The sequence below is a fragment of the Nocardioides sp. Z30_9 genome (assembly GCF_058215735.1).
Genome location: NZ_JBZAJF010000002.1, coordinates 605,242 through 627,902 on the forward strand (window position 1 = coordinate 605,242; position 22,661 = coordinate 627,902).

Here is a 22,661-nt window from a genome sequence, read left to right on the forward strand (position 1 = left end):
CCAGCCCGTCGGCTAGAAGACTCTGCGGCGGGTACCGCCGATCGGAACCAGGTTCAGGATCAGCCCCACGACGAGCAGGATCGCTCCGATCGTGGTGAGGATCGAGATGCCCGCCACCAAGCCGATGATCAGCAGAATCAGTCCCAGGACAACCATGTCCTGTCTCCCTTCGATTGACATTCCCTCGTGACCCGCAAGGTCTACCCGCTGATAATCCTGTCCAAACCGCGATTCGCCGGGGGATTTCGAGACCCATCGGTCTCTTTCGGTACTCGCGCGACTCAGGCGGGTCCGGAAGGGTTCACCGCGTGTCAGTCTCCGGTGCGTCCCCAGCCGCCGCGGTGGACGACCTCCTCGGCGGGCTTGCGGCGCCTGCGGCTCGGCGAACCGGCCGCTCCGGGACGCGGGGCGGGGTGCCCGAGCGTGATCGCCCCGATCGGGTCGAACTCCGCGGGGATGCCGAACTCCTCCCGCAGGGCCGGCGCCCTGCCGGGCGGGACGCCGAAGAAGCAGCCGCCGATCCCGGCATCGACCGCGGTCTGCAGGATGAGCAGGGAGGCCATCGCGGCGTCCATGTGCCAGAACGGGACCGGCCAGCGGGCCTCCTCCTGGTCGGTCCAGCCCTTGTCCGGCTCGGCGTAGCGGCCCAGATAGGCCGCCTTGCTCGAGCACGGCACCACCACGACCGGGGCGCGCATCATCCCCGCGAGCCACTCGTCGGGGTCCGCCACCGTGTCGGCGGTGGTGGTCCAGTAGCGCCGTACGTCCTCTGGGGTGTCGAGCACCAGGAAGCCCCAGCCCTGGCTGAAGCCGGCGCTCGGCGCCCGGGTGGCGTTGGACAGCGCGCGGTCCACGATCGCGGGATCGACCGGCTCGTCGGTGTAGTTGCGGACCATCCGGCGGCGGCGTACGACGTCTTGGAACTCCATGGGGGGAGCATGCCCTCATGACCTCGCTGCTGCTGACGGGAATCGCCGAGCTCGTCACCAACGACCCCACCCACGACGGAACCCCCCTCGGGCTCGTCCACGACGCCGCCGTCGTGCTCGAGGGCCGCCGGGTCGCCTGGGTCGGGCCGCGGCTGCGCGCGCCGGAGGCCGACGACGCCCGCGACCTCGGCGGGCTCGCGGTCGTCCCCGGGTTCGTCGACTCCCACTCCCACCTCGTCTTCGCCGGCGACCGCGCGGCCGAGTTCGCGGCGCGGATGGCGGGGGAGGCCTACACCGCCGGAGGCATCGCCCTCACCGTGGCGGCCACGCGCGCCGCCAGCGACGAGCAGCTGCGGGCCGGGGTGGCCCGGCTGGTCGCCGAGATGCGCCGCCAGGGCACGACCACGGTGGAGATCAAGAGCGGGTACGGGCTCACCGTCCTCGACGAGGCGAGGAGCCTGGCGCTCGCCGCTGAGTTCACCGCGGAGACCACGTTCCTCGGCGCGCACGTGGTGGCCCCCGAGTACGCCGAGGATCCCGCGGGCTACGTCGAGCTGGTCACCGGGCGGATGCTCGAGGCCGCTGCGCCGTACGCCCGCTGGATCGACGTGTTCTGCGAGCGCGGCGCCTTCGACGAGGACCAGGCCCGCGCCGTGCTGTCGGCCGGAGCGGCGCACGGGCTGGGTGGCCGGCTGCACGCCAACCAGCTCGGTCCGGGCCCCGGCGTACGCCTCGCGTGCGAGCTCGGCCTCGCCGCGGTGGACCACTGCACCCACCTCGTCGACGCCGACGTGGCGGCCCTGGCCGACTCCGGCACGGTTGCGACCCTGCTGCCGGGAGCGGAGTTCAGCACCCGGTCGCCGTACCCCGACGCCCGCCGCCTGCTCGACGCCGGCGCGGTCGTCGCTCTGGCCACCGACTGCAACCCCGGCTCCAGCTACACCACCTCGATGCCACTGTGCATCGCCCTGGCCGTCCGCGAGCTGCGGATGACCCCGGCGGAGGCGCTCTGGTCGGCCACCGCCGGCGGCGCCCGAGCCCTGGCCCGCGACGACATCGGCGTCCTCGCCCCCGGCAAGCGCGCCCACCTGACCCTGCTCGACGCCCCGTCGTACCTCCACCTCGCCTACCGCCCCGGCGTGCCCCTGGTCGCCGAGGTCATCGCGTGAGCGGTGGGTTGACGGGGGTTGGTGGTGCGGGCCCGACCTACCCGCCAGCCGCCCGGACCAGCGCGTCGAAGAGCCGCTGGTCGCGGCCCATCTCGGGGTGCCACTGCACGCCGAGGCAGAACCTGCCCTCGCCGGTGGCGCGGGGGGTCTCCAGGGCCTCCAGGGAGCCGTCGGCGGCGTGGGCGGTGGCCACGTAGCCGGGGTGGGAGCGCACGGACTGGTGGTGGTGGCAGTGCACGGTGACGCCCTCGCCGAGGATCGAGCGCACCAGGGAGTCGTCCGCGGTGCTCACCTCGATGTCGCCGAAGACGCCGGGCTCGGGGTTGTGGCCGGTGTGGCCGACCACGTCGGGGGTGTGCTGCTCGAGGGTGCCGCCCGCGGCGACGGCGAGCAGCTGCATGCCGCGGCACACACCCAGGGTGGGCAGGTTGGCCGCGGCCGCCGAGGTGAGCAGCGCGAGCTCCCACGCGTCGCGGTCGGGGCGGATCACGACGGTGCGCTCCTGGGGCTGCTCGCCGTACTGCGCGGGATCGACGTCGGCGCCGCCGCTGACCACGAGGCCGTCGAGGCGCTCCACCACCGCGGCGGCCGCCTCCGGGTCGTCGGTGGCCGGGGGCAGCAGCACCGGTACGCCGCCCGCGCGCACGATCGCGTCGGAGTAGACCGCGGGCAGCAGGTCGGCGCCCTGCTTCCACACGCCCCACTGGGCGTGCTCGCGATAGCTGGTCAGCCCGATCAGCGGCTTCATGTCACCGGCCTCAGAGCGGGGTCACGTAGGCGCCCGAGATGCCGCCGTCGACCAGGAACGTGCTCGCCGTCATGAAGCTCGACTCGTCGGAGGCCAGGAACAGCACGGCGTTGGCCATCTCCTCGGGCTCGCCGAAGCGACCCATCGGGACGTGCACCAGCCGGCGGGCCGCTCGCTCGGCGTCGCTGGCGAACAGCTCCTTGAGCAGGGGCGTGTTCACCGGCCCCGGGCACAGCGCGTTGACCCGGATGCCCTCCCGGGCGAACTGCACGCCGAGCTCGCGGCTCATCGACAGCACGCCGCCCTTGGACGCGGAGTAGGAGATCTGGCTGGTCGCCGCACCCATCACCGCGACGAACGACGCGGTGTTGATGATCGACCCGGACCTCTGCTCGCGCATGTGCCCGAGCGCGGCCTTGCAGCACAGGTAGACGCTGGTCAGGTTGACCTCCTGCACCCGGCGCCACGCGTCGAGGTCGGTGTCCAGGATCGAGTCGTCCTCGGGCGGGGAGATCCCGGCGTTGTTGAACGCCACGTCGACCGAGCCGTAGGTGTCCTTGGCGGTCTGGAAGAGCGCGTCGACCTGCTCCTTGTCGGTGACGTCGACGTGGACGTACGTCGCGAACTGCTCGCCGCCCAGCTGGCCCACGAGCTCGTGGCCGCGCTGGTCGTCGATGTCGCCGATCACGACCTTCGCGCCCTCCTCGACGAACCGGTTCACGGTGGCCAGGCCGATGCCCGAGCACCCCCCGGTGACGACCGCGACCTTGCCCTCCAGGCGTCCAGACATTGCTCTCCCTCTCCTGTGCACGAATCGGTTGCTCGAGTAGCCGCCCCGGGGCCTGCGTAGGTGTGCGGCCCCGACGGACGCCCGGCCCTAGTGGGCGATGAAGACGTTCTTCTCCTCGGTGAACGCGTTCGGGGCGTCCGGCCCCAGCTCGCGCCCGAGACCGGACTGCTTGTAGCCGCCGAACGGCGTCCAGTAGCGCACCGCCGAGTGGCTGTTCACGCTCAGGTTGCCCGACTCCACGCCGCGTGCGACCCGCAGCGCCCGGCCGAGGTCGTTGGTGTAGATCGACCCGGACAGGCCGTACTCCGTGTCGTTGGCGAGCCCGACCGCCTCGTCCTCGTCATCGAAGGCCATCACCGCGACGACGGGGCCGAAGACCTCCTCGCGCCACACCGGCTCCTGCGTCGAGGTGGACTCCACGACCGTCGGCGCCAGCCAGAACCCGTCGCCCTCGGGGCGGGACCCGGTGAAGGCGACGTCGGCCGCGTCGATGTAGCGCTGCACCGAGTCACGCTGCGCGGCCGAGACCATCGGGCCCATCTCACTCTGCTCGTCGGCGGGGTCGATCACGCGCAGCCGCTTGACCGACTCCTCGAGCCGGCCGACGAACTCGTCGTACGCCGAACGCTGCACGAGGATCCGCGAGCGGGCGCAGCAGTCCTGGCCGGCGTTGTCGAACACGGCGTACGGCGCACTCGCGGCCGCCGCGGCGATGTCGGTGTCGGCGAAGATGATGTTCGCGCTCTTGCCGCCGAGCTCGAGGGTCACCCGCTTCACCTGCTCGGCGCACCCGGCCATGATCTGCTTGCCCACCGAGGTGGAGCCGGTGAAGCACACCTTGCGCACGTCGGGGTGGGTGACGAACCGCTGGCCCACGACCGACCCCTTGCCGGGGATCACGGTGAGCACGCCCTCGGGCAGGCCCGCCTCGATCGCGAGCTCGCCGATCCGGATCGCGGTCAGCGGGGTGATCTCCGCGGGCTTGAGCACCACGGTGTTGCCCGCCGCGAGGGCGGGAGCGAAGCCCCACGCCGCGATCGGCATCGGGAAGTTCCACGGCACGATGATCCCGACGACCCCCAGCGGCTCGTGGAAGGTCAGGTCGACTCCGCCGGGGACGGGGATCTGCCGGCCGAACATCCGCTCGGGGGCGGCGGAGTAGTAGTTCAGGCAGTCGCGGACGTTGCCCGCCTCCCAGCGGGCGTTGCCGATGGTGTGCCCGGAGTTGCCGACCTCGATCTGCGCGAGCTCCTCGAGGTGCAGGTCCACGACGGCGGCGAACGCGCGCAGCAGCCGGGCCCGTTCGCCGGGGGCGAGGTCGCGCCAGGGTCCGAACGCCTCCTGGGCACGCGCGATGGCGGCGTCGGTCTCCTCGACGCTGGCCGAGCCGACCTCGGCGATCTGCTGGGTGGTGACGGGGCTGATCACCGGGCTGGTGGCAGTGACGAACGGTGAGGTGGTCACCTGCTCACATCCTCTCGAAGGTCCGGCCGAGCTCCCAGTCGGTGACGGCGGCATCGAAGGCCGCGAGCTCGACATCAGCCATGTTGACGTAGTGGTCCACGACCTCCTCACCCAGGGTTTGCCGGGCGATCTTCGACGTGGCGAAGGCCTCCCGGGCGGCACGGAGGGTGTGCGGCACGTGCGGCTTGTCCGAGGCGTAGGCGTTGCCGACGAGCTCGTCCTCCAGCGTGAGCTCGTTCTCGATCCCGTACAGCCCGCCGGCCAGCATCGCCGCCAGCGCGAGGTAGGGGTTCACGTCGCCGCCCGGGAGCCGGTTCTCCATCCGCGCGGAGGGTCCGTGGCCCACCAGGCGCACGGCGCAGGTGCGGTTGTCGGTGCCCCAGGCCACCGCGGTGGGGGCGAACGAGGCGGAGGCGAACCGCTTGTAGGAGTTGATGTTCGGTGCGTACAGCAGGGTGAAGTCGGCCATCGTCGCGAGCACGCCGGCCACGAACTGGTCGTAGAGCGGCGAGCGCTCCTTGCCCTCCGCGAACACCACCTCACCGTCTGCCCCGCGCAGGGAGAGGTGGATGTGGCAGGAGTTGCCCTCGCGCTCGTCGTACTTCGCCATGAACGTCAGCGACTTGCCGTGCTGGGAGGCGATCTCCTTGGCGGCGGTCTTGTAGACGGCGTGGTTGTCGGCGGTGACCAGTGCCTCGGCGAACAGGAAGCCGATCTCGTGCTGGCCCAGGTTGCACTCACCCTTCGCGCCCTCGACGTCCATGCCGGCGGCGTACATGTGGTTGCGGATGTCGCGCAGCAGCGGCTCCACCCGGGAGGTGCCGATCAGCGAGTAGTCGACGTTGTACTGGTTGACCGGGGTCAGACCGCGCCACCCGCGGTTGTGGGCGTCCTCGAAGGTGTTCTCGAAGGCGATGAACTCCAGCTCGGTCCCGGCCAGGGCCACCATGTCCATCGCGGCGACCTTCTCCAGCTGGGCCTTGAGGATCGTCCGCGGCGACTGCGGCACCGGGGCGTGGTCGAGCCAGACGAGGTCGCACTGCACCAGGGCCGTGGCGGGCAGGTGCGGGAGCCGGCGCAGGGTGTCCCAGTCCGGGATGAACTCCATGTCGCCGTAGCCCTTCTCCCACGAGGAGATGGTGTAGCCGGCCACCGTGTTCATGTCGATGTCCACGGCGAGCAGGTAGTTGCAGCCCTCGGTGCGGCCCTCGAGGGCGACGTCGAGGAAGTAGCGGCCGTGGAGCCGCTTGCCCTGGAGCCTGCCCTGCATGTCGGTGAAGGCGAGTACGACGGTGTCGATCTCGTCGGACTCGATCAGGGTGCGCAGGCGGTCCAGGGTGAGGTAGCGGTCGTTGGGTGTGCTCATCGGTGTTCTCCCGTGGGTGGCGTTCGGAGCGGGTCGCTGGTCTGGTCTCGGACAGGGGCGAGCTGGTCGGTCAGGTGAGCAGGCCCCTCAGCAGGGCGGCGGTGTCGTCGCAGTGCTCCGCCATCGCGCGCCGGGCCAGGTGGCCCCGTCCGGTGAGGATGGCGGTGACGATCCGGGCGTGCTGCGCGTCGGAGTGGGCGATGTTCGCCTCGAGCACCGGGATCGCGCTGAGCATCTCGTGCAGGCTCGACTGCACGGCGGTGACGGCCTCGACGACGCGGGGTGAGCCACTCAGCGCGGCCACGGTCAGGTGGAAGCGTGAGTCGGCCTGCCGGTGCATCGCCGGGCCGTTCGCCTGGGCGACCGACGCGTGCGCGGCCTCCAGCCGCTGGCGCCGTGCGGCGTCGAGGGGCTGGCGGGCTGCCAGCGCGGCGGCGCCGGGCTCGACGATGCGGCGGAAGTCGAGCGCGTCCACCCAGTCCGCGCGGGTCGCCCCGGACCGGCGCGACGCGGCGCGCGCCGAGGGCGTGGCGGGACGCATCGTCACCACGGTCCCGCCACCGCGGCCGCGGGTGGTCTCGACGAGTCCTGCCTGGCGCAGCGCGGCCATGGCCTCGCGCAGCGTGGCGCGGGAGACCACGAGACGTTGCGCCAGCTCGCGCTCGGGCGGCAGGGTGGAGCCGCGCGGGTAGACACCGAGGCGGATCAGGGTGGCCAGCTGCTCCACACAGGCCTCGAAGGCGTGGTGCCCGCGCACCGGCCGCATCACCTCAGCAGGCAGGGCGGCGTCGTGCGACGTGGTCAACACCCGGCCCAGTCTCGGAGCCAGGCCCACGGGTGTCAATGGTCTGGACTCAAACCTTTGTGTCCTCGGTCTCTGGACGGGACTTCTGCTCGGGTCTAGGTTTTCTGCCACGGGCGTCGGGCACTGGATCGGGCGGTGGCAAGATGCCGTACCCGGCTGGAACCTCCGGCCACCACCAGCACATGACGATCTCGGGCTCCACAAGGGGCTTGTGGAAGGACTCAAATGCGACGCTCAAGGCTCATCATCTCGGCTCTGACGGTCGGCCTGCTGACCGTGGCCGGCTGCGGATCCGACTCCCTGGACTCCGGGGACAAGAAGGGCGGCGACGTCAAGACGAGCGTCGACGAGAAGGCAGCGGCGCTGGTCCCGGCGGAGATCAAGGACAAGGGCACGCTGACGGTCGGCACCGACGCCAGCTACGCACCCAACGAGTTCCTCAGCGGCGACGGCAAGACCATCGAGGGCTTCGACATCGACCTGTTCACCGCGGTCGCCAAGAAGCTCGACCTGAAGGTCGAGTTCACCAACGCCAAGTTCGACTCGATCATCACCGGCGTCCAGGGTGGCAAGTACGGCGTCGGCGTCTCCAGCTTCACCATCAACCCCGACCGGTTGAAGCAGGTGAACATGGTCAGCTACTTCAGCGCCGGCACCCAGTGGGCCTCGGCCCCCGGCAACCCGAAGAACGTCGACGTCGAGAAGCCCTGCGGGGCGACCGTCGCGGTCCAGCAGGGCACCGTGCAGCAGGAGGAGGACCTGCCGCCGAAGCAGAAGGAGTGCACGGCCGCGGGCAAGCCGATCAAGGTGCTGACCTACGAGGGGCAGGACGAGGTGACCGCCAACGTCGTCTCGGGCAAGGCGGACGCGATGCTCGCCGACTCCCCGATCGTCGCCTACGCGGTCGAGCAGTCCAAGGACAAGCTCGAGGCCCTCGGCGAGATCTACGACGCGGCCCCCTACGGCTACGTCATCCCCAAGGACCAGACCGAGCTCGCCGAAGCCGTCCTGGCGGCCCTGAAGTCGCTGGAGGCCGATGGGGACTACAAGAAGGCGCTCGAGGCCTGGGGCGTGCAGTCCGGGGCCATCACCGACTTCGCCGTGAACCCCACTCCCTGAGATGACCATGACGATGCCACCCACGTCTGCCCCGGAGAGTGCAGACGACCGTCCCGGGATGATCGACGCGGTTCCGGTGCGTCACCCGGGGCGGTGGGTGGTGATCGTCGTCATCGCCGTGCTGGTGGCGATGTTCGTGCACCTCCTGGTCACGAACCCGGCCTTCAACTGGCCGTTCGTGCTCGAGGCGATGGTGCAGTCCCCGGTGCTTCGCGGGCTGGTGATGGGCACCCTGCTCGGTACGGCGGGCGCCATGCTCATCGGTGTCACGCTCGGCATCACCGTGGCCGTGATGCGGCTCTCCGACAACCCGGTGCTCTCCACCGTGGCGTGGGTGTTCACCTGGTTCTTCCGGGCGGTGCCCCGCCTGGTGCTGCTCACGATCATGGGAGCCCTCGGGCTGCTGTTCCCCGAGGCCACCGGCGGCCTCGGCATCGGGGTGCCGTTCGGCGAGCAGATCATGGACCTGCTCGGTCTCGACGGCAACCTGCGGTTCTTCAGCCTCGACGCCAACCAGATCTTCACCGGGATCCTCGGTGGCATCATCGGTCTCGGGCTCTCCGAGGCGGCGTACATGGCCGAGATCGCGCGGGCCGGCATCCTCTCGGTCGACCCCGGCCAGCGTGAGGCCGCCTGTGCGCTGGGGATGAGCAGCGGCAAGGCGATGCGTCGCGTCGTCCTCCCGCAGGCGATGCGGGTGATCGTCCCCCCTACGGGCAACGAGACCATCGCGATGGTCAAGGACACCTCGCTGCTGATCGCGATCCCGGTCAGCAACGAGCTGTTCTTCCAGCTGCGCTCGATCGGGTCCCGGACCTACGAGGTCTTCCCGGTGCTGGTCGCGGCGGTGCTGTGGTACCTGATCGTGTGCAGCGTGCTGATGGTGATCCAGTCACGGCTCGAGGCCCGGTTCGGGCGCGGCTTCGGCATACCGGGGCAGCCCGACTCCAGCTGGCGGGCGAAGATGCTCTCGATGATCGGCGGCAGCAAGTGAACGCGTCCCCCTCCCCGGCTTCCTCCGGCCAGGGCTCCTCGGCGATGCCCCTGGTGCGTGCACTGAACGTGCACAAGTCCTTCTACGGCAACGAGGTGCTCAAGGGCATCGACGTCGACGTGGCGGCCGGCGAGGTGGTGTGCCTGCTGGGTCCGTCCGGGTCGGGCAAGACGACGTTCCTGCGCTGCATCAACCAGCTCGAGACCATCCAGGGCGGGCGGATCTGGGTCGACGGCGAGCTCGCCGGCTACGAGGACCGGGGCGGCAAGCTGCACCGGCTCAGCGACAAGCGGATCGCGGCCCAGCGGCGCGAGATCGGAATGGTCTTCCAGCGGTTCAACCTGTTCCCGCACATGACCGCCCTGGAGAACATCATGGAGGCCCCGATCCAGGTGGCCGGGGTGAAGAAGGCCGCCGCCGAGAAGCGTGGCCGTGAGCTCCTGGACCGCGTCGGGCTCGTCGAGCGTTGCGACAGCTACCCCTCCCAGCTCTCCGGTGGCCAGCAGCAGCGGGTGGCGATCGCCCGCGCCCTGGCGATGGACCCCAAGCTGATGCTGTTCGACGAGCCGACCTCCGCGCTCGACCCCGAGCTGGTCGGCGAGGTGCTCTCGGTGATGCGTGAGCTCGCCGACGGCGGCATGACCATGATCGTGGTGACCCACGAGATGGGCTTCGCGCGCGAGGTGGCCGACCGGGTCGTGTTCATGGACAGCGGGGTGGTGGTCGAGCAGGGTCCCCCCGACGACGTGATCAACCACCCGCAGCACGAGCGCACCCAGAGCTTCCTGTCCCGCATCCGCGAGGAGCACGAGGACCACGCCGCCGCGCTCCTCCAACGGGCGGAGTCCGAGAAGCTCTGAGCCGTCGCCTCTGGGGCCGCGACCTTTGGTGGCGCGATGCGGTTCAGAACGTGCAGGATCGGGCACGACTACGTACGGCGCGACGTGTGCCGAACACTCACAAGGAGGCAGCAGATGACGACGACTCCAGACCAGCCGCTCGGCGACGACGAGATGGACACCACCGCAGGTGGCGCGGAGGCCGTGCCCTCGGGCGACGCGGACGGCACCGACGGCGACTCGACCGACAGCACCGACGGTGACTCGACCGACGCGGACGGCACCGACGGCGACTCGACCGACGCGGACGGCACCGACGGCGACTCCAGCGACGCGGACGGCACCGACGGCACCGACGGCTGAGTGAACGCCCTCACGCTGCTAAGCGGGGACGCCCAGGACTTCGTCGAGAAGATCTGGGCGTCCCACGTCCACGTCCACAAGGCCGACCCGGCGGAGCTCGTCGGCCTGCTGTCCTTCGACGACGTCGACCACCTGCTGACCGCGACCGCGATCCGCACCCCCGCGGTGCGCCTCGCCCAGGACGGGTCGGTGCTGCCGGCGTCGAGCTACACCCGCAGCGGAGCCACCCTCGCCGGGCAGGCCCTGAGCGGGCTGGTGGACGCACGCAAGGTGATCGACCTGTTCGAGGGCGGCGCGACCGTCGTACTCCAGGGACTGCACCGGTACTGGCCGCCGCTGACCCGGCTGGTCGCCGAGCTCGAGCTGGCCCTGGGGCACCCGTGCCAGGCCAACGCCTACCTGACCCCGCCGGGCTCCCAGGGGTTCGCGGTGCACAGCGACAGCCACGACGTCTTCGTCTTCCAGACCCACGGCTCCAAGCTGTGGGAGGTCCACCCCGCCCCCGGTGAGGCCGGCCGGGACGCGCGCGAGGTCCTGCTGGAGCCCGGCCTGAGCATGTACCTGCCGACCGGTACGCCGCACGCCGCCCGGGCCCGCGACACCGTCTCCCTGCACGTCACGATCGGCATCAACCAGCTCACCTGGCGCACCCTGCTCGACCGGGCCGTCCAGCAGGCCCTGACCAGTGTCGAGGCCGACGCCCACCTGCCCGCGGGCTACCTCGAGCGTCCCGAAGAGCTCGCCGAGGGCCTGGCGCAGCGGCTGCAGGACCTCGGGTCCGCGCTGGCGGCGACGGACCCGGCCGCGGTGGCAGCAGCCCAGACCCAGTCGTTCCTGGAGAGCCGGGGCGGCAACCTGCGTGGCGGGCTGGTCGACCGGATGCAGCTGGACGGCATCGCCGGCGACACCGAGCTGCGCCGCCGTCCCGGCAAGCCCTGCGTGCTGCAGCCCGAGGGCGACCGGCTGAACCTGCTGCTGGGCGACCGCCGGCTCAGCGTGCCCGCGCGGCTCCTCGACGCGGTCGAGCGGGCGCGCACCCTGGAGGTGTTCACCCCGGCAGACCTGGGCCTGGACCCCCAGTCCGCTCTCGTCCTCACCCGCCGGCTCGTCCGCGAGGGTCTGCTCGAGGTCCTCCGCTGACCAGGCAGGACATCGGTGACTTCCGCTGCGCCGTGTCGGCCGAGCAGCGGCAGGACGACCTGGCAGGCACGGCGACGCACCTGCGCGCCTTCCTGCTGCTGGAGAACCAGGGCCCGTGGGGCGCCAGCGCTCCCCGCGACAGCCGGCTGCCCGACGCGGTCAAGGCCCATCTGCGCACGCACGGCAGCATCCGCGTGCTGATGGCACGGCGCCACCATCGGGCCCATCGCGAGGCGGACTTCCGGATGTTCCTCGCCTTCCCGGCGCAGGGCCGCCTGTTCACCACGACCTTCCTCGATCCCGAGGAGCTGCTCGCGGTCGACCTCGACGCCATCGCCCGGGGCGAGCCACCGGCGGGCTGGTCGCCGGCAGAGGGGCCCCTGTTCGGCGTGTGCACGCACGGCCGGCACGACCCGTGCTGCGCCGAGCGGGGCCGTCCGGTGGCGGCCGCGCTGACCGCGTCCCACCCGGCGCAGACCTGGGAGATCTCGCACGTGGGTGGCGACCGGTTCGCGGCCAACATGGTGGTGCTCCCCGAGGGCCTCTACTACGGCCGGGTGGAGCCCTGGGCCGCCAGCGACCTGGCAGGCCTCCACGAGCAGGGGCGGCTGGACATCTCCCGGCTGCGCGGGCGCTCGTCGTACCCGATGGCGGTGCAGTACGCCGAGATCGCGCTGCGCCGCCACCTCGAGGACGACCGGCTCGACTCGCTGAGGCTCGTGCGCAGCAACGGCCCGACCACGGTGTTCCGCCGCGAGGGCGTGGACTGGTCGGTGACCCTGCGGCAGGGGACCCGGGGCGAGGCGCAGCTGACCTGCGGGCTGGAGCGGCTCAGCCCGCTGCCGGTCTTCGAGGTGACCGACCTGCGCCGGGTGCCCACCGCGTCCACGCCGGAGTCCGGGACCTGATTGCACCGCGCTCCGCGGGGCATACTCCGCGCATGTCGACTGCCGAGGTGACCGAGCGCCGTTTCGCCAAGATGCGTCCCGCGCCCTCCGACGCGGGGCCGCTGAACGCCCGCGACCTGCCGCCGGGGCCGCGGATGCACGTCCTGCTCCAGAGCATCGGCGTGCTGCGGTTCCGGCACCGCTTCATCCCCGCGCTGCAGCGCCGCTACGGCGACGTGTTCACGATCCGGATCATGCCCGAGGGCCGCCACATCGTGTTCTTCAACCGTCCCGAGCACGTCCGGGAGATCTTCGCCGGCGACCCCGAGGTCTTCCACGCGGGCAAGGGCAACGCGATCCTCGGGCCCGTGATGGGCGAGCACTCGCTGCTCCTGGTCGACTCCACCCAGCACAAGCGGGCCCGCCGGCTGCTGATGCCGGCCTTCAACGCCCGGGCGTTGAAGGGCTACGAGTCGCTGGTCACCCGACTGACCCGCGAGGAGGTCGACCGCTGGCAGGCAGGGGAGCCGTTCGAGTCCCTGGCCCGGATGAACGCACTCACCCTCGAGGTCATCCTCCAGGTCGTCTTCGGGGTCACCGACGAGGACCGGCTCGCTGAGCTGCGTCCGCTGGTCAACAAGACGGTGGACATCCCGCCGCTGGTGTTCCTCGGGTGGGGGTACCCGCGGCTGCAGAAGTACGGTCCCTGGCGGCGCACCATCGAGAACCAGGTCGAGCTCGACCGGGTGATCTTCGCCGAGATCGACGAGCGCCGCCGGGCCCCCGACCTCGCCGAGCGCACCGACGTGCTCTCCCAGCTGCTTCTCGTGGAGGACGAGTCCGGGGGCGGGCTGAGCGACGAGGAGCTGCGCGACCAGCTGGTCACCCTGCTGCTCGCGGGTCATGAGACCACGGCGACCGCGCTCGCCTGGGCGCTGCACGAGCTGGGCAGCAACCCCGCCGAGGAGGCCAGGGCACGCGAGGCCGCCATCTACGGGGACACCGACCACCTCGAGGCGGTCCTCAAGGAGTCCATGCGGCTGCACCCGGTGATCCCGATGGTGGTGCGGCACCTGACCGAGCCTGCGACGGTCGGCGGGATCGACCTGCCCCGCGGTGCCAACGTCGCTGCCTCGATCATCCTGGCCCACGAGTCGGAGAGCAGCCACCCCGACCACACCCGCTTCCGCCCGGAGCGGTTCACCGAGGGCGAGGTGGCCATCAACACCTGGATCCCGTTCGGCGGCGGCGTACGGCGCTGCATCGGGGCGGGGTTCTCGCTGATGGAGGGCGTCGCCGTACTCCGCGAGGTCCTGCGCGCCTACGACGTGGCCGTCCCGCCCGGCTCCACCGAGACCCCCAAGGTGCGCAACATCACCAGCGTCCCGCGCCACGGCGCCCGGATCGTGGTGACCCGGCGCGAGCAGGCACCCGCCTGACCGGCCCCGGCCCGGCGCGCCGGGCGCGGGCGCATACGCTTCCGGGGTGAAGCTGGAACGCAAGCACGCCCTGGTCCTGCTGGCCGTCGCCGTCTGGAACGTGCTCACCTACGCACAGTTCACCAAGGCCCTGGTGCAGACCGAGGAGGACCGCCCGGTGGGCTACTTCGTCGCGCACTCGGTACTGATCGTGGTCAACATCGCCATCGCCGGCGTACTCGGCTCCTGGGGCCTCCGCGCCCTTCGTGCCTCCCGCCGGGCCGGATAGTCCGAGACCTTTCCGTCGTGAAAACGGCCGTTCGGCAACGGAATCGTCTCGGACTATCCGGAATGCTCGGCGAACGCCGCGCGGACCTCGTCCTCGGTGAGCCCGTAGTCGGCCAGGTCGTAGCGGTGCGACGGGCGCCTGCCGCCCTGGCGTGACTCGGCGTCGAGCCGGGTGACGGCCTCATCGACGCCCGCGGTCCACTCCAGGCCGAAGGAGTCGTAGATGGCTCGCGTGGTCGCCACCGGGTCCTTGACGAACTCGGCGTAGTCGAGGTCGATGAACTGGTCCGCGGGGTGGTTGGCCCGTTCGCGCTCGAAGCGGGCCACGGCCTTGCTGAGCATGTCGAGCTGGGTCCGCCCGATCGTCTCGCCGACGAACGTGGTCGACCAGCCCTTCGTCGCCTCCGCGGAGAGCGAGCACGCGGAGGCGATCGCGACGACGGGGTCGCGCTTCGGCTGCACGATCAGCGCGTCGGGGTAGACGGACATGATCGCGTCGATGCCGACGAGGTGCGAGGGGTTCTTCAGCACCCAGCGCTTCTCCGGGTCGTTGAGCCCGATCAGCTGCAGGTTGGCCTTGTGCCGCTCGTAGGCGTCGGTCCAGTCCTGCTTCTCCAGCCAGGCGGAGTACGACGGGACGTGGGCCAGCGACTCGAACCCGATGGACTTCCCGGACTGGCGCAGGATCCGCCAGCACTCCTCGACGCTGCTCGCGTCCATGAAGTGGATCCCCATGAACTCCGGGTTCTCCACGTGGTGCTCCGAGAACGCCGCGTTCAGGGCCGCGTAGATCGGGTTCTCCGGCCACGTCTCTCGCGGGGGACGCGGCTGCGGAACCTCGGTCAGCCACAGCTCGAGCCCCTGGTGGGCGGGGTCTGCGTTCAGCAACCGGTGCAGGGCCGTCGTACCGGTGCGCGGCAGGCCGCAGACGAAGATCGGTCGCACGATCGGCACCTCGGCGTACGACGGGTGCTCCTTGAAGCCGTGCTCGGAGAGCAGCCGCCCGACCAGTGCGCTCTTGATGAACGTGCGCTGCATGTAGTTGCCCTCGGGGGTCAGCCCCCCGTGCTCGACCAGGTCCTCGCACAGCAGGCGCAGGCCCTCCTCGTGCTCGGTGCCGCCGAAGTCGTCGAGCCCGGTCGTGCGTACGGCGGCCGCGGCGATGTCCTCGAAGGAGCCGAGGTCCTCGCGTGTGCGCGTCATGATCGCTCACCGCCGGTCGAGGGACAGGGGCGAGCAGCAGCGGACGGTGACCGAGCCCAGTCGAGATCAGTAGCCATGGAACTCACCGCAGCTCACGTCGAGGGTGACCCCGCTGACCGCCGAGGCCAGGTCGGAGGCGAGGAAGAGGGTGGCCCTCGCGACCTCCTCCGGCGTCGCGAGCCGCTTGAGGTCGGTCCGGTCGGCGATCTCGCGGTAGATGTCGTCGTGGGTGAGGCCGCGATCCTCGGCCATCCAGTCGAAGTACGCCTTGTTCACGTCCTCGTAGATCCAGCTCGGCGCCACCGTGTTCACCCGGATCCCGCGCAGGCCGAGCTCGGTGGCCAGCGCGGAGGCGATGTGCACCAGGGTGCCCTTGCTGACCTTGTAGCCGCCGAACTCCAGCTGCGACTGCCGCAGCACCGCCGAGTTGACCATGATCACCGAGCCGCCGGTCTTGTCCGGAGACTCCGCGAGCGCGTCGGCGAAGAGCGTGGAGAGCCGCAGCGGCGCGAACGCGTTGGTCTCCAGCGAGTCCCGGAGGGCGTCGTGCTTGATCGTGCTCAGCGGCTCCATCGGCGGGATCGCGAACGCGTTGTTGATCAGGCAGTCGACGCGCCCGTACTCCGCCAGGGCGGCGTCGACCAGCCGCCGGCACGCGTCCTCGTCGTTGATGTCAGTGGGTACGACGAGCGCCCGGCGGCCGTGGGAGCGGACCACCTCGGCCATCTTCTCCAGCCGCTTCTGCGTCCGGGAGACGAGGACGAGGTCGGCACCCATCCGGGCCGCCTCCTCGCCCAGCGAGCGCCCGAGGCCGGGCCCGACTCCGGAGAGCACGACCACCTTGTCCTGCAGGAGCTGGGGGGATGCGGTCACGGGTTCCTCGTCTCCTCGGTGAGCGGGCAGTTGCGTCTCGTCGTACGACGGTGAGCGGGCAGTTGTGTCCCGTCGTACGACGGTGAGCGGGCAGTTGTGCTCGCCGGGCTGGGACACAACTGTCCGGTCGAGACATCTGGACGAGACGGGAGTGCCCGGTCGGCGCGTTTCCGCGGGACACAAGTGCCCGCTCGGCGGGCTACGGCGGGACGTTCGTGCCCGGTCGGGGTCACGAGATCATCCGGCGGGCGATGCCCACCTGGCGGTCGGCGATCCGGGTCCGGTAGTCCTCGGCGGAGATCTGGTTGGCGTGGAAGTGGGGCAGCCGGTCGGGCAGCGACTCGAACGGCACCACCTCGACCTCGGGGCCGTCGGCGGCCGTGAGCACGCGGGAGACCCGCTGCCAGCGCAGCATCATCACGCCCTGGGGGTGGCCGGTGGTCTCCAGCCAGTTGGCCAGGCCCGGGTCGCGCTCGCTGACCACGTAGCGGAACTTCCCGTCCGGGTCGGCGTGCGACTGTGCCTTGCTCAGCGAGGTCTGGTGATGCTCGTAGTCGGTGGAGACGTACCACCGCGACCCGATCTGGATCGCCTGGTAGGCGCACTCGGAGACCGGCACCGTGACGATCATCGCCTCGTCGGGCTCGAGCGAGTAGTGCCCGATCGAGGAGTACTGCGAGGCCAGCCCGCCGGGCGTCGACCTCGGCACGGTGAGTGTGTTCACCGGCTCCTTGTAGGTGAACCACTCCGGGAACGCGAACCAGGTGTTGATCCGCCCGATCAGCATCTTGGCGGCCACGCCGTACCGCTTGGCGACGCGCTCGGGGGTCAGCGGTCCCCGCGGCGTCCCGGCCGTGTCGAGGCGCTGGATCCGCAGGGTGCCGCGGTCCTCGGCGTTCCAGTCGTCGTACACCTCGCGCACGATCAGCGTGGATCCCTTGGTGAGCCCCAGCTCGGGCCCGAAGCGCCACTCGAAGGAGCCGTCCTCGGCGATCTCGAGGTCACGGTCGTCGAACGCGGCGACGCTGTCGGGCGCGCCGTCGGCCGAGTAGGTCCCGGACATCAGCTGGAAGGACAGGTCGGCGGTGGTGCCGCGCACACCCGAGACGACGTACGACGCACCGGGCGCCAGGTAGGCGTTGAAGTAGATCGCGTCGGGGTTGTCGAGGCCCTGGCGGGCGTACTGGTGCGTCGGGTTGATCAGCACGGGGTGCTCGAGGTCGTAGTCGAAGGCCATCTGCAGCGAGGACCGGATGCTGCCGGCGAGGTAGTCGTAGCCCTCGGCGAGGTCCTGCTCGGAGACCGGGAACGGCGGGTTCGCGATCAGCTGCTCCGCCTCGCGGACCGCCTCCGCGAACGCGGCCGTGACACCGCCCCCACCGCCGGTCGAGCCGGTCGAGACCTCGCTCACAGGCTCACCTTGCTGATGATCGAGTGGGCGTACTTCTCCAGGTTGTCGATCTTGGTCTGCAGCGGCTCGGTGTCGGGACCCTTGATGTAGGGCACCCGGAACCCGACGATGCAGTCGGTGACGCCCTTGTCCTGGAGCCGCTTGATGCCGTCGAGGTCGTAGGCGTCGTAGGAGATGACGTGCACCTCGAAGTCGTCGCGGGTGTCGCCCTCGGCCTTGCGGATCTCTGCGAGCCGGGCGAGCAGCCGGTCGAGCTCCTCGCCGTCACCGCCGGCGTGCATCCACCCGTCGCCCTTGAGCACGGCGCGTCGCAGGGCTGCGTCCGCGTGGCCGCCCACCAGCAGCGGGATCCGCTCGGTGGGCGCAGGCGTCTGCTTCATCTCCTGGAGGGTGAAGAACTCCCCGTCGTAGCCGAAGAACTCCCCGCTGGTCAGGCCGCGCAGGATGTCCATGCACTCGTCCATCCGCTTGCCGCGCCGCTCCCACGGCACCCCCATCGCCACGAAGTCCTCCGGCCACGGCGAGAGCCCCACGCCGAGGCCGAGGCGGTTCCCGCTCAGGCACGCGATCGAGCTGATCTGCTTGGCCACCAGCACCGGCGGCCGCACCGGCAGCTTGAGCACGAACGGCGTGAACCGCAGCGTGCTGGTCACCGCGGCGAGGTGGGTCACCAGCACCATCGTCTCGATGAACTCCTTGTCCTCGAGGAACTCCCGGTCGCCGGTGTCGGTGTAGGGGTACGTCGAGTCGGACTCCCGGGGGTAGATCAGGGAGTCGGCGACGGTCATCGAGGTGTAGCCGGCCGCCTCCGCCGCCTGGGCGAGCGGGGCGTAGTACTCCACGTGGGTCATCGCCTCGGCGTAGGTGAACCTCATGATCGGGACCTTTCGGTTATTGAGCTGGTCGAAATATAGAACGTGTTTCAGTTCTCTGCCAGAGTGCAGCCTGTGGACCTGACCCAGATCTCCGACCGCCTCGAGATCGAGGCACTGCTCACCCGCTACACCCGCGCGATCGACACGGGGGAGTGGGACCGACTCGACGAGGTGTTCACCCCCGACGCCGAGATCGACTACACGGCCAGCGGCGGCATCGCGGGCACGTACGACGCCGTGAAGCCCTGGCTCGCGGAGATGCTCCCGATCTTCCCCAGCCGGATGCACCAGCTCGGACAGGTCGACAGCCAGGTCGACGGCGACGTGGCGACCGTGGCGGCGTACTTCTACAACCCGATGACGCTCCCGCAGCAGGACGGCACCGAGCTGGTGGTCGAGTTCGCCGGGATCTACCACCACCACCTGGTCCGTACGCCGCACGGCTGGCGTTCGCGCTCGCTGGTGGAGCAGGTCGTCCTCAAGCGCGGGCTGTAGCGGCCGGTGGACACCAAGCCCGAAGGACTCGACGGCGAGCTCGCCCGCAAGGTGATCAAGGTGCTCGCGGCCGGCAACGTCCGGGTCTACCGGCTGACCCGCGGCCGGATCGGCGGCACCTGGCGCGTCGGGGCCGCCTGGCGCAACCCGGTCCCGATCTGCCTCGTCGAGCACCGTGGGCGCAGGACCGGCCGGCTGCGGACCACGCCGTTGGTCTACCTGCGCGACGGCGACGACCTGGTGGTGGTCGCCTCGCAGGCTGGGCGCCCCCAGCACCCGCTGTGGTACCTCAACCTGCTCGCGGACCCCGACGTGACGGTGCAGGTGCGTGGGGAGCGCCTGCCGATGCGGGCCCACACCGCCGACGAGCAGGAGCGCGCGGTGCTGTGGCCACGGCTGGTCGAGCTCTACAGCGACTACGCCAGCTACCAGTCCTGGACCGAGCGGGAGATCCCCGTCGTGGTGCTCAGACCCAGATAGTTCCCGGTTCGCGTCACGATTCGGCAACGGCAGGCACGGCCTCTTGACCCGTCGCGGCGACGGGAGAAGGTTGTAATCGGCCACCGCACGGGGGGCTGCTGAGCCGCTTCCTGGGAGGTCACCCTGAGCACGTTGGACGACCCGAGAGCGGGCCAAGCCGATCCCGAGGCAGTGCTGGTCGGGGAGAAGGCGATCGAGGGCCGCTCCCTGACCCAGATCGCGTGGGGCAGGCTGCGCCGCGACAAGGTCGCGTTGGCCGGCGGTGTGTTCATCGTGCTGCTCGTGCTGGTGGCGATCTGCGCGCCCCTGATCGTCAAGATCACCGGCGGTCCGCCCAACGAGTACCACCAGGACCTGCTCGACCCGTTCATCCCCAACATCCCGGCCGGCAGCTTCGGCGGGATGAGCTGGGAGCACCCGATGGGCCTGGAGACGGTCAACGGTCGCGACATCTTCAGCCGGGTCATCTACGGCGCCCGCATCTCCCTGCTGATCGCGATCCTGGCCACGTTCGTCTCGGTCGCCATCGGCACCACGGTCGGCATCGTCGCCGGGTTCTTCGGCGGCTGGGTGGACGCGGTGCTCAGCCGGATCATGGACATCTTCCTGGCGTTCCCGATCCTGGTCTTCGCGATCGCGCTCTCCGGTGTCTTCCCCGACAACGCCTTCGGCATGTCGGGACTGACGCTGCGGCTGGTGCTGCTGATCTTCGTGATCGGCCTGTTCAACTGGCCCTACATCGGTCGCATCGTGCGGGGGCAGACCATCTCGCTGCGCGAACGGGAGTACGTCGAGGCCGCCCGCAGCCTGGGAGCGCGGCGGCCCTACATCCTGTTCACCGAGCTACTGCCCAACCTGCTCGCGCCGATCCTCGTCTACTCGACGCTGATCATCCCGACCAACATCCTCTTCGAGGCGGCGTTGTCCTTCCTCGGGGTCGGCGTACCGCCGCCGACGGCGACCTGGGGCGGGATGCTCTCGGACGCCGTCGGCTTCTACACGGTCCCGCACTTCATGCTCTGGCCCGGGCTGGCGATCTTCGCCACCGTGATGGCCTTCAACCTCTTCGGGGACGGGCTGCGCGATGCCTTCGACCCCAGGAGCCGGTGACCCGTCCGGTACCAGAACTGCCGCAATCCCGCGGTCGACAGAAAGGTAAGTGAATGCGGATCAAGCACAGGAGAGTGATGGTGGCCCTGGCCACCGTCGCGGCACTCGGACTGAGTGCGTGCGGCAGCGGTTCCGACGACGGCGGCGGCAGCTCCGCGCCCAAGCTGGACAACAAGGGACTGGACTCCGTGGTGAGCCCGTCGGACGCCAAGGGCGGAACCCTGAAGATGGGTCTGGGCTCGGAGTGGGGCGACAGCACCATCGACCCCGGTGAGACCTACTACGGCTACTCGTGGGACATGGTCCGCAACTTCGCCCGCACCCTGGTGATGTTCAAGCCGGCGCCCGGCAAGCAGGGGCTCGAGCTTGTTCCCGACCTCGCCACCGACCTGGGCAAGTCCTCCGACGGTGGCAAGACCTGGACCTACACCCTCAAGGAGGGCCTGAAGTTCGAGGACGGCTCGCCGATCACATCCAAGGACGTGGCGTACGCCGTGCTCCGCTCGACCGACACCACCACCTTCAAGACCGCGCCGCAGTACTTCAAGAGCATGCTCGACCTGCCGAAGGGCTACGACGGGGTCTACCGCAGCAAGGGCGCGGACACCACCTCCGCGATCGAGACGCCGGACGACTCCACGATCGTGTTCCACCTCAAGGAGGCGTTCGCCGGGTTCGACTACATGGCCCAGCTGCCGCAGACCGCTCCGGTCCCGCAGGCCAAGGACACCGGCGCGAAGTACAAGTCCCACGTGATCTCCTCAGGCCCGTACATGTTCGACGGCAACTTCGACGCGGCCACCGGCTTCAAGCTGGTGCGCAACCCGAACTGGGACCCCGCGACCGACGAGAACCGCAAGGCGCTGCCTGACGTGATCGACGTCAAGACGAGCATGGAGCCCGACGACCTGGACAACCAGCTGATCGCGGGGACCATCGACGTCGACGTGGCCGGCACGGGTGTCCAGCCCGCCGCGCTGCCCAAGGTCCTCAAGGACAAGGACCTGATGGCGCGTGCGGACAACCCCACGATCGCGCGTCTCTGGTACACCTCGATCGTCCCGACGGTGGCACCCTTCGACAACATCGACTGCCGCAAGGCCGTCATGTACGCGATGAGCCCCACGTCGTACCAGAACGCCTACGGCGGCAAGTTCGCCGGCGGCGAGCTCGCTACGACCGTGATGCCTCCGATGATCCCGGGCTACGAGGACGTCGACCTCTACGGCCAGAAGAAGAACCCCAACGGCCAGGCGGACAAGGCCAAGGCAGCTCTGAAGGACTGCGGTCAGCCCGACGGGTTCGAGACCACGATGGGCTACCGCGCCGAGCGTTCGAAGGAGAAGGCCACGGCCGAGGCCTTCCAGGACTCGCTGGGCAAGGTCGGGATCAAGGTGTCCCTCAAGCCGCTCCCCGAGGGCGACTACTTCTCCTCGACCTGCGGCCTTCCGTCGTACCTGGTCAAGAACAAGATCGGCCTGTGCACCAACGGCTGGGGCGCCGACTGGAACGACGGCTTCGGCTTCCTGTCCCAGATCGTCGACAGCCGGGTCATCACGCCCACGGGTGGTTCCTCGAACCTCTCGGTGCGGATCCCCGAGGTGGACGCGCTGCTGGACAAGGCATCGGTCGAGCCCGACGAGGCCGCTCGCAACAAGATGTGGGGCGAGATCGACAAGCGGGTGATGGAGGAGGCAGTCATCTACCCGGGCGTCTACGCCAAGGCGGTGCTGCTGCGGTCGAAGAAGGCGACGAACGTGTTCGTCAACGACGCCTTCGGCTACTACGACTACACCGCCATGGGTGTGAAGCAGTAACCGTTCCACCTCCGCACCCACGACACCGAGAGTTGGTGAGGGCGTAGGAGGGCGGTCCCGGCCCGGGCACGACCCGGG

The 22,661-nt window shown here is 70.2% G+C and carries 24 protein-coding genes; 13 read left to right on the forward strand and 11 right to left on the reverse strand.

Annotated elements, in window-relative coordinates; genetic code table 11:
* Positions 1-12: 12 nt before the first annotated feature.
* Positions 13-156, reverse strand: coding sequence for a hypothetical protein (locus AC4BGB_RS13560; RefSeq protein WP_490547408.1), 144 nt, complete (start codon positions 154-156; stop codon positions 13-15).
* Positions 157-311: 155 nt separating this feature from the next.
* Positions 312-929 (reverse strand): nitroreductase family protein, encoded by a 618-nt coding sequence (locus tag AC4BGB_RS13565; RefSeq protein WP_490547409.1) that lies wholly within the window; start codon positions 927-929, stop codon positions 312-314.
* Positions 930-946: 17 nt separating this feature from the next.
* Between AC4BGB_RS13565 and hutI the strand changes: the two genes are divergently transcribed.
* Positions 947-2,098 carry an imidazolonepropionase gene (gene hutI, locus AC4BGB_RS13570; protein ID WP_490547410.1) on the forward strand — a complete coding sequence of 384 codons (1,152 nt, stop codon included), beginning with the start codon at positions 947-949 and terminating at the stop codon, positions 2,096-2,098.
* Positions 2,099-2,135: 37 nt separating this feature from the next.
* Here the strand turns inward: hutI and AC4BGB_RS13575 are convergent, their stop codons facing one another.
* The 5 genes from AC4BGB_RS13575 to AC4BGB_RS13595 all read right to left on the reverse strand — a co-directional run bounded on the left by AC4BGB_RS13575 (position 2,136) and on the right by AC4BGB_RS13595 (position 7,274).
* Entirely contained in the window at positions 2,136-2,846 is a 711-nt protein-coding gene (locus tag AC4BGB_RS13575) for a gamma-glutamyl-gamma-aminobutyrate hydrolase family protein (RefSeq protein ID WP_490547411.1), read from the reverse strand.
* 10 nt (positions 2,847-2,856) lie between these two features.
* Entirely contained in the window at positions 2,857-3,636 is a 780-nt protein-coding gene (locus AC4BGB_RS13580) for a 3-oxoacyl-ACP reductase (protein ID WP_490547412.1), read from the reverse strand.
* Between the two features lie 87 nt (positions 3,637-3,723).
* A complete protein-coding gene (locus AC4BGB_RS13585) occupies positions 3,724-5,100 on the reverse strand; it encodes an aldehyde dehydrogenase family protein (protein ID WP_490547413.1) in 1,377 nt (458 codons plus the stop codon).
* A gap of 4 nt (positions 5,101-5,104) precedes the next feature.
* The gene (locus AC4BGB_RS13590; protein ID WP_490547414.1) at positions 5,105-6,466 is read right to left on the reverse strand and encodes a glutamine synthetase family protein; all 1,362 of its coding nucleotides are present in this window, start codon (positions 6,464-6,466) and stop codon (positions 5,105-5,107) included.
* A 70-nt stretch (positions 6,467-6,536) separates the two neighbouring features.
* Positions 6,537-7,274: a FadR/GntR family transcriptional regulator gene (locus AC4BGB_RS13595; protein WP_490547415.1), complete on the reverse strand. Its 738-nt coding sequence runs from the start codon at positions 7,272-7,274 to the stop codon at positions 6,537-6,539.
* A gap of 222 nt (positions 7,275-7,496) precedes the next feature.
* Between AC4BGB_RS13595 and AC4BGB_RS13600 the strand changes: the two genes are divergently transcribed.
* The 8 genes from AC4BGB_RS13600 to AC4BGB_RS13635 all read left to right on the forward strand — a co-directional run bounded on the left by AC4BGB_RS13600 (position 7,497) and on the right by AC4BGB_RS13635 (position 14,320).
* Positions 7,497-8,390 carry an ABC transporter substrate-binding protein gene (locus AC4BGB_RS13600; protein WP_490547416.1) on the forward strand — a complete coding sequence of 298 codons (894 nt, stop codon included), beginning with the start codon at positions 7,497-7,499 and terminating at the stop codon, positions 8,388-8,390.
* Between the two features lie 58 nt (positions 8,391-8,448).
* Positions 8,449-9,384: an amino acid ABC transporter permease gene (locus tag AC4BGB_RS13605; RefSeq protein WP_490547417.1), complete on the forward strand. Its 936-nt coding sequence runs from the start codon at positions 8,449-8,451 to the stop codon at positions 9,382-9,384.
* 44 nt (positions 9,385-9,428) lie between these two features.
* On the forward strand, positions 9,429-10,244 hold the full coding sequence (locus AC4BGB_RS13610; protein WP_490548441.1) for an amino acid ABC transporter ATP-binding protein: 816 nt from the start codon (positions 9,429-9,431) through the stop codon (positions 10,242-10,244).
* A 114-nt stretch (positions 10,245-10,358) separates the two neighbouring features.
* Positions 10,359-10,586, forward strand: coding sequence for a hypothetical protein (locus AC4BGB_RS13615; protein ID WP_490547418.1), 228 nt, complete (start codon positions 10,359-10,361; stop codon positions 10,584-10,586).
* Positions 10,587-11,726 carry a cupin domain-containing protein gene (locus tag AC4BGB_RS13620; protein ID WP_490547419.1) on the forward strand — a complete coding sequence of 380 codons (1,140 nt, stop codon included), beginning with the start codon at positions 10,587-10,589 and terminating at the stop codon, positions 11,724-11,726.
* Between the two features lie 32 nt (positions 11,727-11,758).
* A complete protein-coding gene (locus AC4BGB_RS13625) occupies positions 11,759-12,634 on the forward strand; it encodes a ferredoxin family protein (protein ID WP_490547420.1) in 876 nt (291 codons plus the stop codon).
* A 32-nt stretch (positions 12,635-12,666) separates the two neighbouring features.
* Positions 12,667-14,052 carry a cytochrome P450 gene (locus AC4BGB_RS13630; RefSeq protein WP_490547421.1) on the forward strand — a complete coding sequence of 462 codons (1,386 nt, stop codon included), beginning with the start codon at positions 12,667-12,669 and terminating at the stop codon, positions 14,050-14,052.
* A 46-nt stretch (positions 14,053-14,098) separates the two neighbouring features.
* Entirely contained in the window at positions 14,099-14,320 is a 222-nt protein-coding gene (locus AC4BGB_RS13635) for an SCO4848 family membrane protein (RefSeq protein WP_490547422.1), read from the forward strand.
* A 53-nt stretch (positions 14,321-14,373) separates the two neighbouring features.
* Here the strand turns inward: AC4BGB_RS13635 and AC4BGB_RS13640 are convergent, their stop codons facing one another.
* From AC4BGB_RS13640 to AC4BGB_RS13655, 4 genes are all read right to left on the reverse strand, one after another.
* Entirely contained in the window at positions 14,374-15,522 is a 1,149-nt protein-coding gene (locus AC4BGB_RS13640) for a sulfotransferase family protein (protein WP_490547423.1), read from the reverse strand.
* A 66-nt stretch (positions 15,523-15,588) separates the two neighbouring features.
* Positions 15,589-16,395, reverse strand: a complete 807-nt coding sequence (locus tag AC4BGB_RS13645) for an SDR family oxidoreductase (RefSeq protein WP_490547424.1) — start codon at positions 16,393-16,395, stop codon at positions 15,589-15,591.
* 229 nt (positions 16,396-16,624) lie between these two features.
* On the reverse strand, positions 16,625-17,806 hold the full coding sequence (locus AC4BGB_RS13650) for a hypothetical protein (RefSeq protein WP_490547425.1): 1,182 nt from the start codon (positions 17,804-17,806) through the stop codon (positions 16,625-16,627).
* Positions 17,803-18,681 carry a TIGR03619 family F420-dependent LLM class oxidoreductase gene (locus tag AC4BGB_RS13655; RefSeq protein WP_490547426.1) on the reverse strand — a complete coding sequence of 293 codons (879 nt, stop codon included), beginning with the start codon at positions 18,679-18,681 and terminating at the stop codon, positions 17,803-17,805. Before AC4BGB_RS13655 ends, AC4BGB_RS13650 begins: the two co-directional genes overlap by 4 nt.
* 72 nt (positions 18,682-18,753) lie before the next feature.
* On the opposite strand from AC4BGB_RS13655, the gene AC4BGB_RS13660 reads away from it, so the two are divergent.
* From AC4BGB_RS13660 to AC4BGB_RS13675, 4 genes are all read left to right on the forward strand, one after another.
* Positions 18,754-19,176 (forward strand): nuclear transport factor 2 family protein, encoded by a 423-nt coding sequence (locus AC4BGB_RS13660; protein ID WP_490547427.1) that lies wholly within the window; start codon positions 18,754-18,756, stop codon positions 19,174-19,176.
* 6 nt (positions 19,177-19,182) lie between these two features.
* Entirely contained in the window at positions 19,183-19,656 is a 474-nt protein-coding gene (locus tag AC4BGB_RS13665; RefSeq protein ID WP_490547428.1) for a nitroreductase/quinone reductase family protein, read from the forward strand.
* A 132-nt stretch (positions 19,657-19,788) separates the two neighbouring features.
* Positions 19,789-20,766 carry an ABC transporter permease gene (locus AC4BGB_RS13670; protein ID WP_490547429.1) on the forward strand — a complete coding sequence of 326 codons (978 nt, stop codon included), beginning with the start codon at positions 19,789-19,791 and terminating at the stop codon, positions 20,764-20,766.
* Between the two features lie 53 nt (positions 20,767-20,819).
* On the forward strand, positions 20,820-22,583 hold the full coding sequence (locus tag AC4BGB_RS13675) for an ABC transporter substrate-binding protein (RefSeq protein WP_490547430.1): 1,764 nt from the start codon (positions 20,820-20,822) through the stop codon (positions 22,581-22,583).
* The last annotated feature ends 78 nt before the right edge of the window (positions 22,584-22,661 follow it).

Excerpts from the sequence above, each read along its gene's own strand:
- hutI (WP_490547410.1), top strand. The coding sequence starts at position 947 with ATGACCTCGCTGCTGCTGACGGGAATCGCCGAGCTCGTCACCAACGAC.
- AC4BGB_RS13655 (WP_490547426.1), bottom strand. The coding sequence starts at position 18,681 with ATGAGGTTCACCTACGCCGAGGCGATGACCCACGTGGAGTACTACGCC.
- AC4BGB_RS13580 (WP_490547412.1), bottom strand. The coding sequence starts at position 3,636 with ATGTCTGGACGCCTGGAGGGCAAGGTCGCGGTCGTCACCGGGGGGTGC.
- AC4BGB_RS13560 (WP_490547408.1), bottom strand. The coding sequence starts at position 156 with ATGGTTGTCCTGGGACTGATTCTGCTGATCATCGGCTTGGTGGCGGGC.
- AC4BGB_RS13605 (WP_490547417.1), top strand. The coding sequence starts at position 8,449 with ATGATCGACGCGGTTCCGGTGCGTCACCCGGGGCGGTGGGTGGTGATC.
- AC4BGB_RS13600 (WP_490547416.1), top strand. The coding sequence starts at position 7,497 with ATGCGACGCTCAAGGCTCATCATCTCGGCTCTGACGGTCGGCCTGCTG.
- AC4BGB_RS13630 (WP_490547421.1), top strand. The coding sequence starts at position 12,667 with ATGTCGACTGCCGAGGTGACCGAGCGCCGTTTCGCCAAGATGCGTCCC.
- AC4BGB_RS13615 (WP_490547418.1), top strand. The coding sequence starts at position 10,359 with ATGACGACGACTCCAGACCAGCCGCTCGGCGACGACGAGATGGACACC.
- AC4BGB_RS13590 (WP_490547414.1), bottom strand. The coding sequence starts at position 6,466 with ATGAGCACACCCAACGACCGCTACCTCACCCTGGACCGCCTGCGCACC.
- AC4BGB_RS13565 (WP_490547409.1), bottom strand. The coding sequence starts at position 929 with ATGGAGTTCCAAGACGTCGTACGCCGCCGCCGGATGGTCCGCAACTAC.
- AC4BGB_RS13675 (WP_490547430.1), top strand. The coding sequence starts at position 20,820 with ATGCGGATCAAGCACAGGAGAGTGATGGTGGCCCTGGCCACCGTCGCG.
- AC4BGB_RS13575 (WP_490547411.1), bottom strand. The coding sequence starts at position 2,846 with ATGAAGCCGCTGATCGGGCTGACCAGCTATCGCGAGCACGCCCAGTGG.
- AC4BGB_RS13610 (WP_490548441.1), top strand. The coding sequence starts at position 9,429 with ATGCCCCTGGTGCGTGCACTGAACGTGCACAAGTCCTTCTACGGCAAC.
- AC4BGB_RS13640 (WP_490547423.1), bottom strand. The coding sequence starts at position 15,522 with ATGACGCGCACACGCGAGGACCTCGGCTCCTTCGAGGACATCGCCGCG.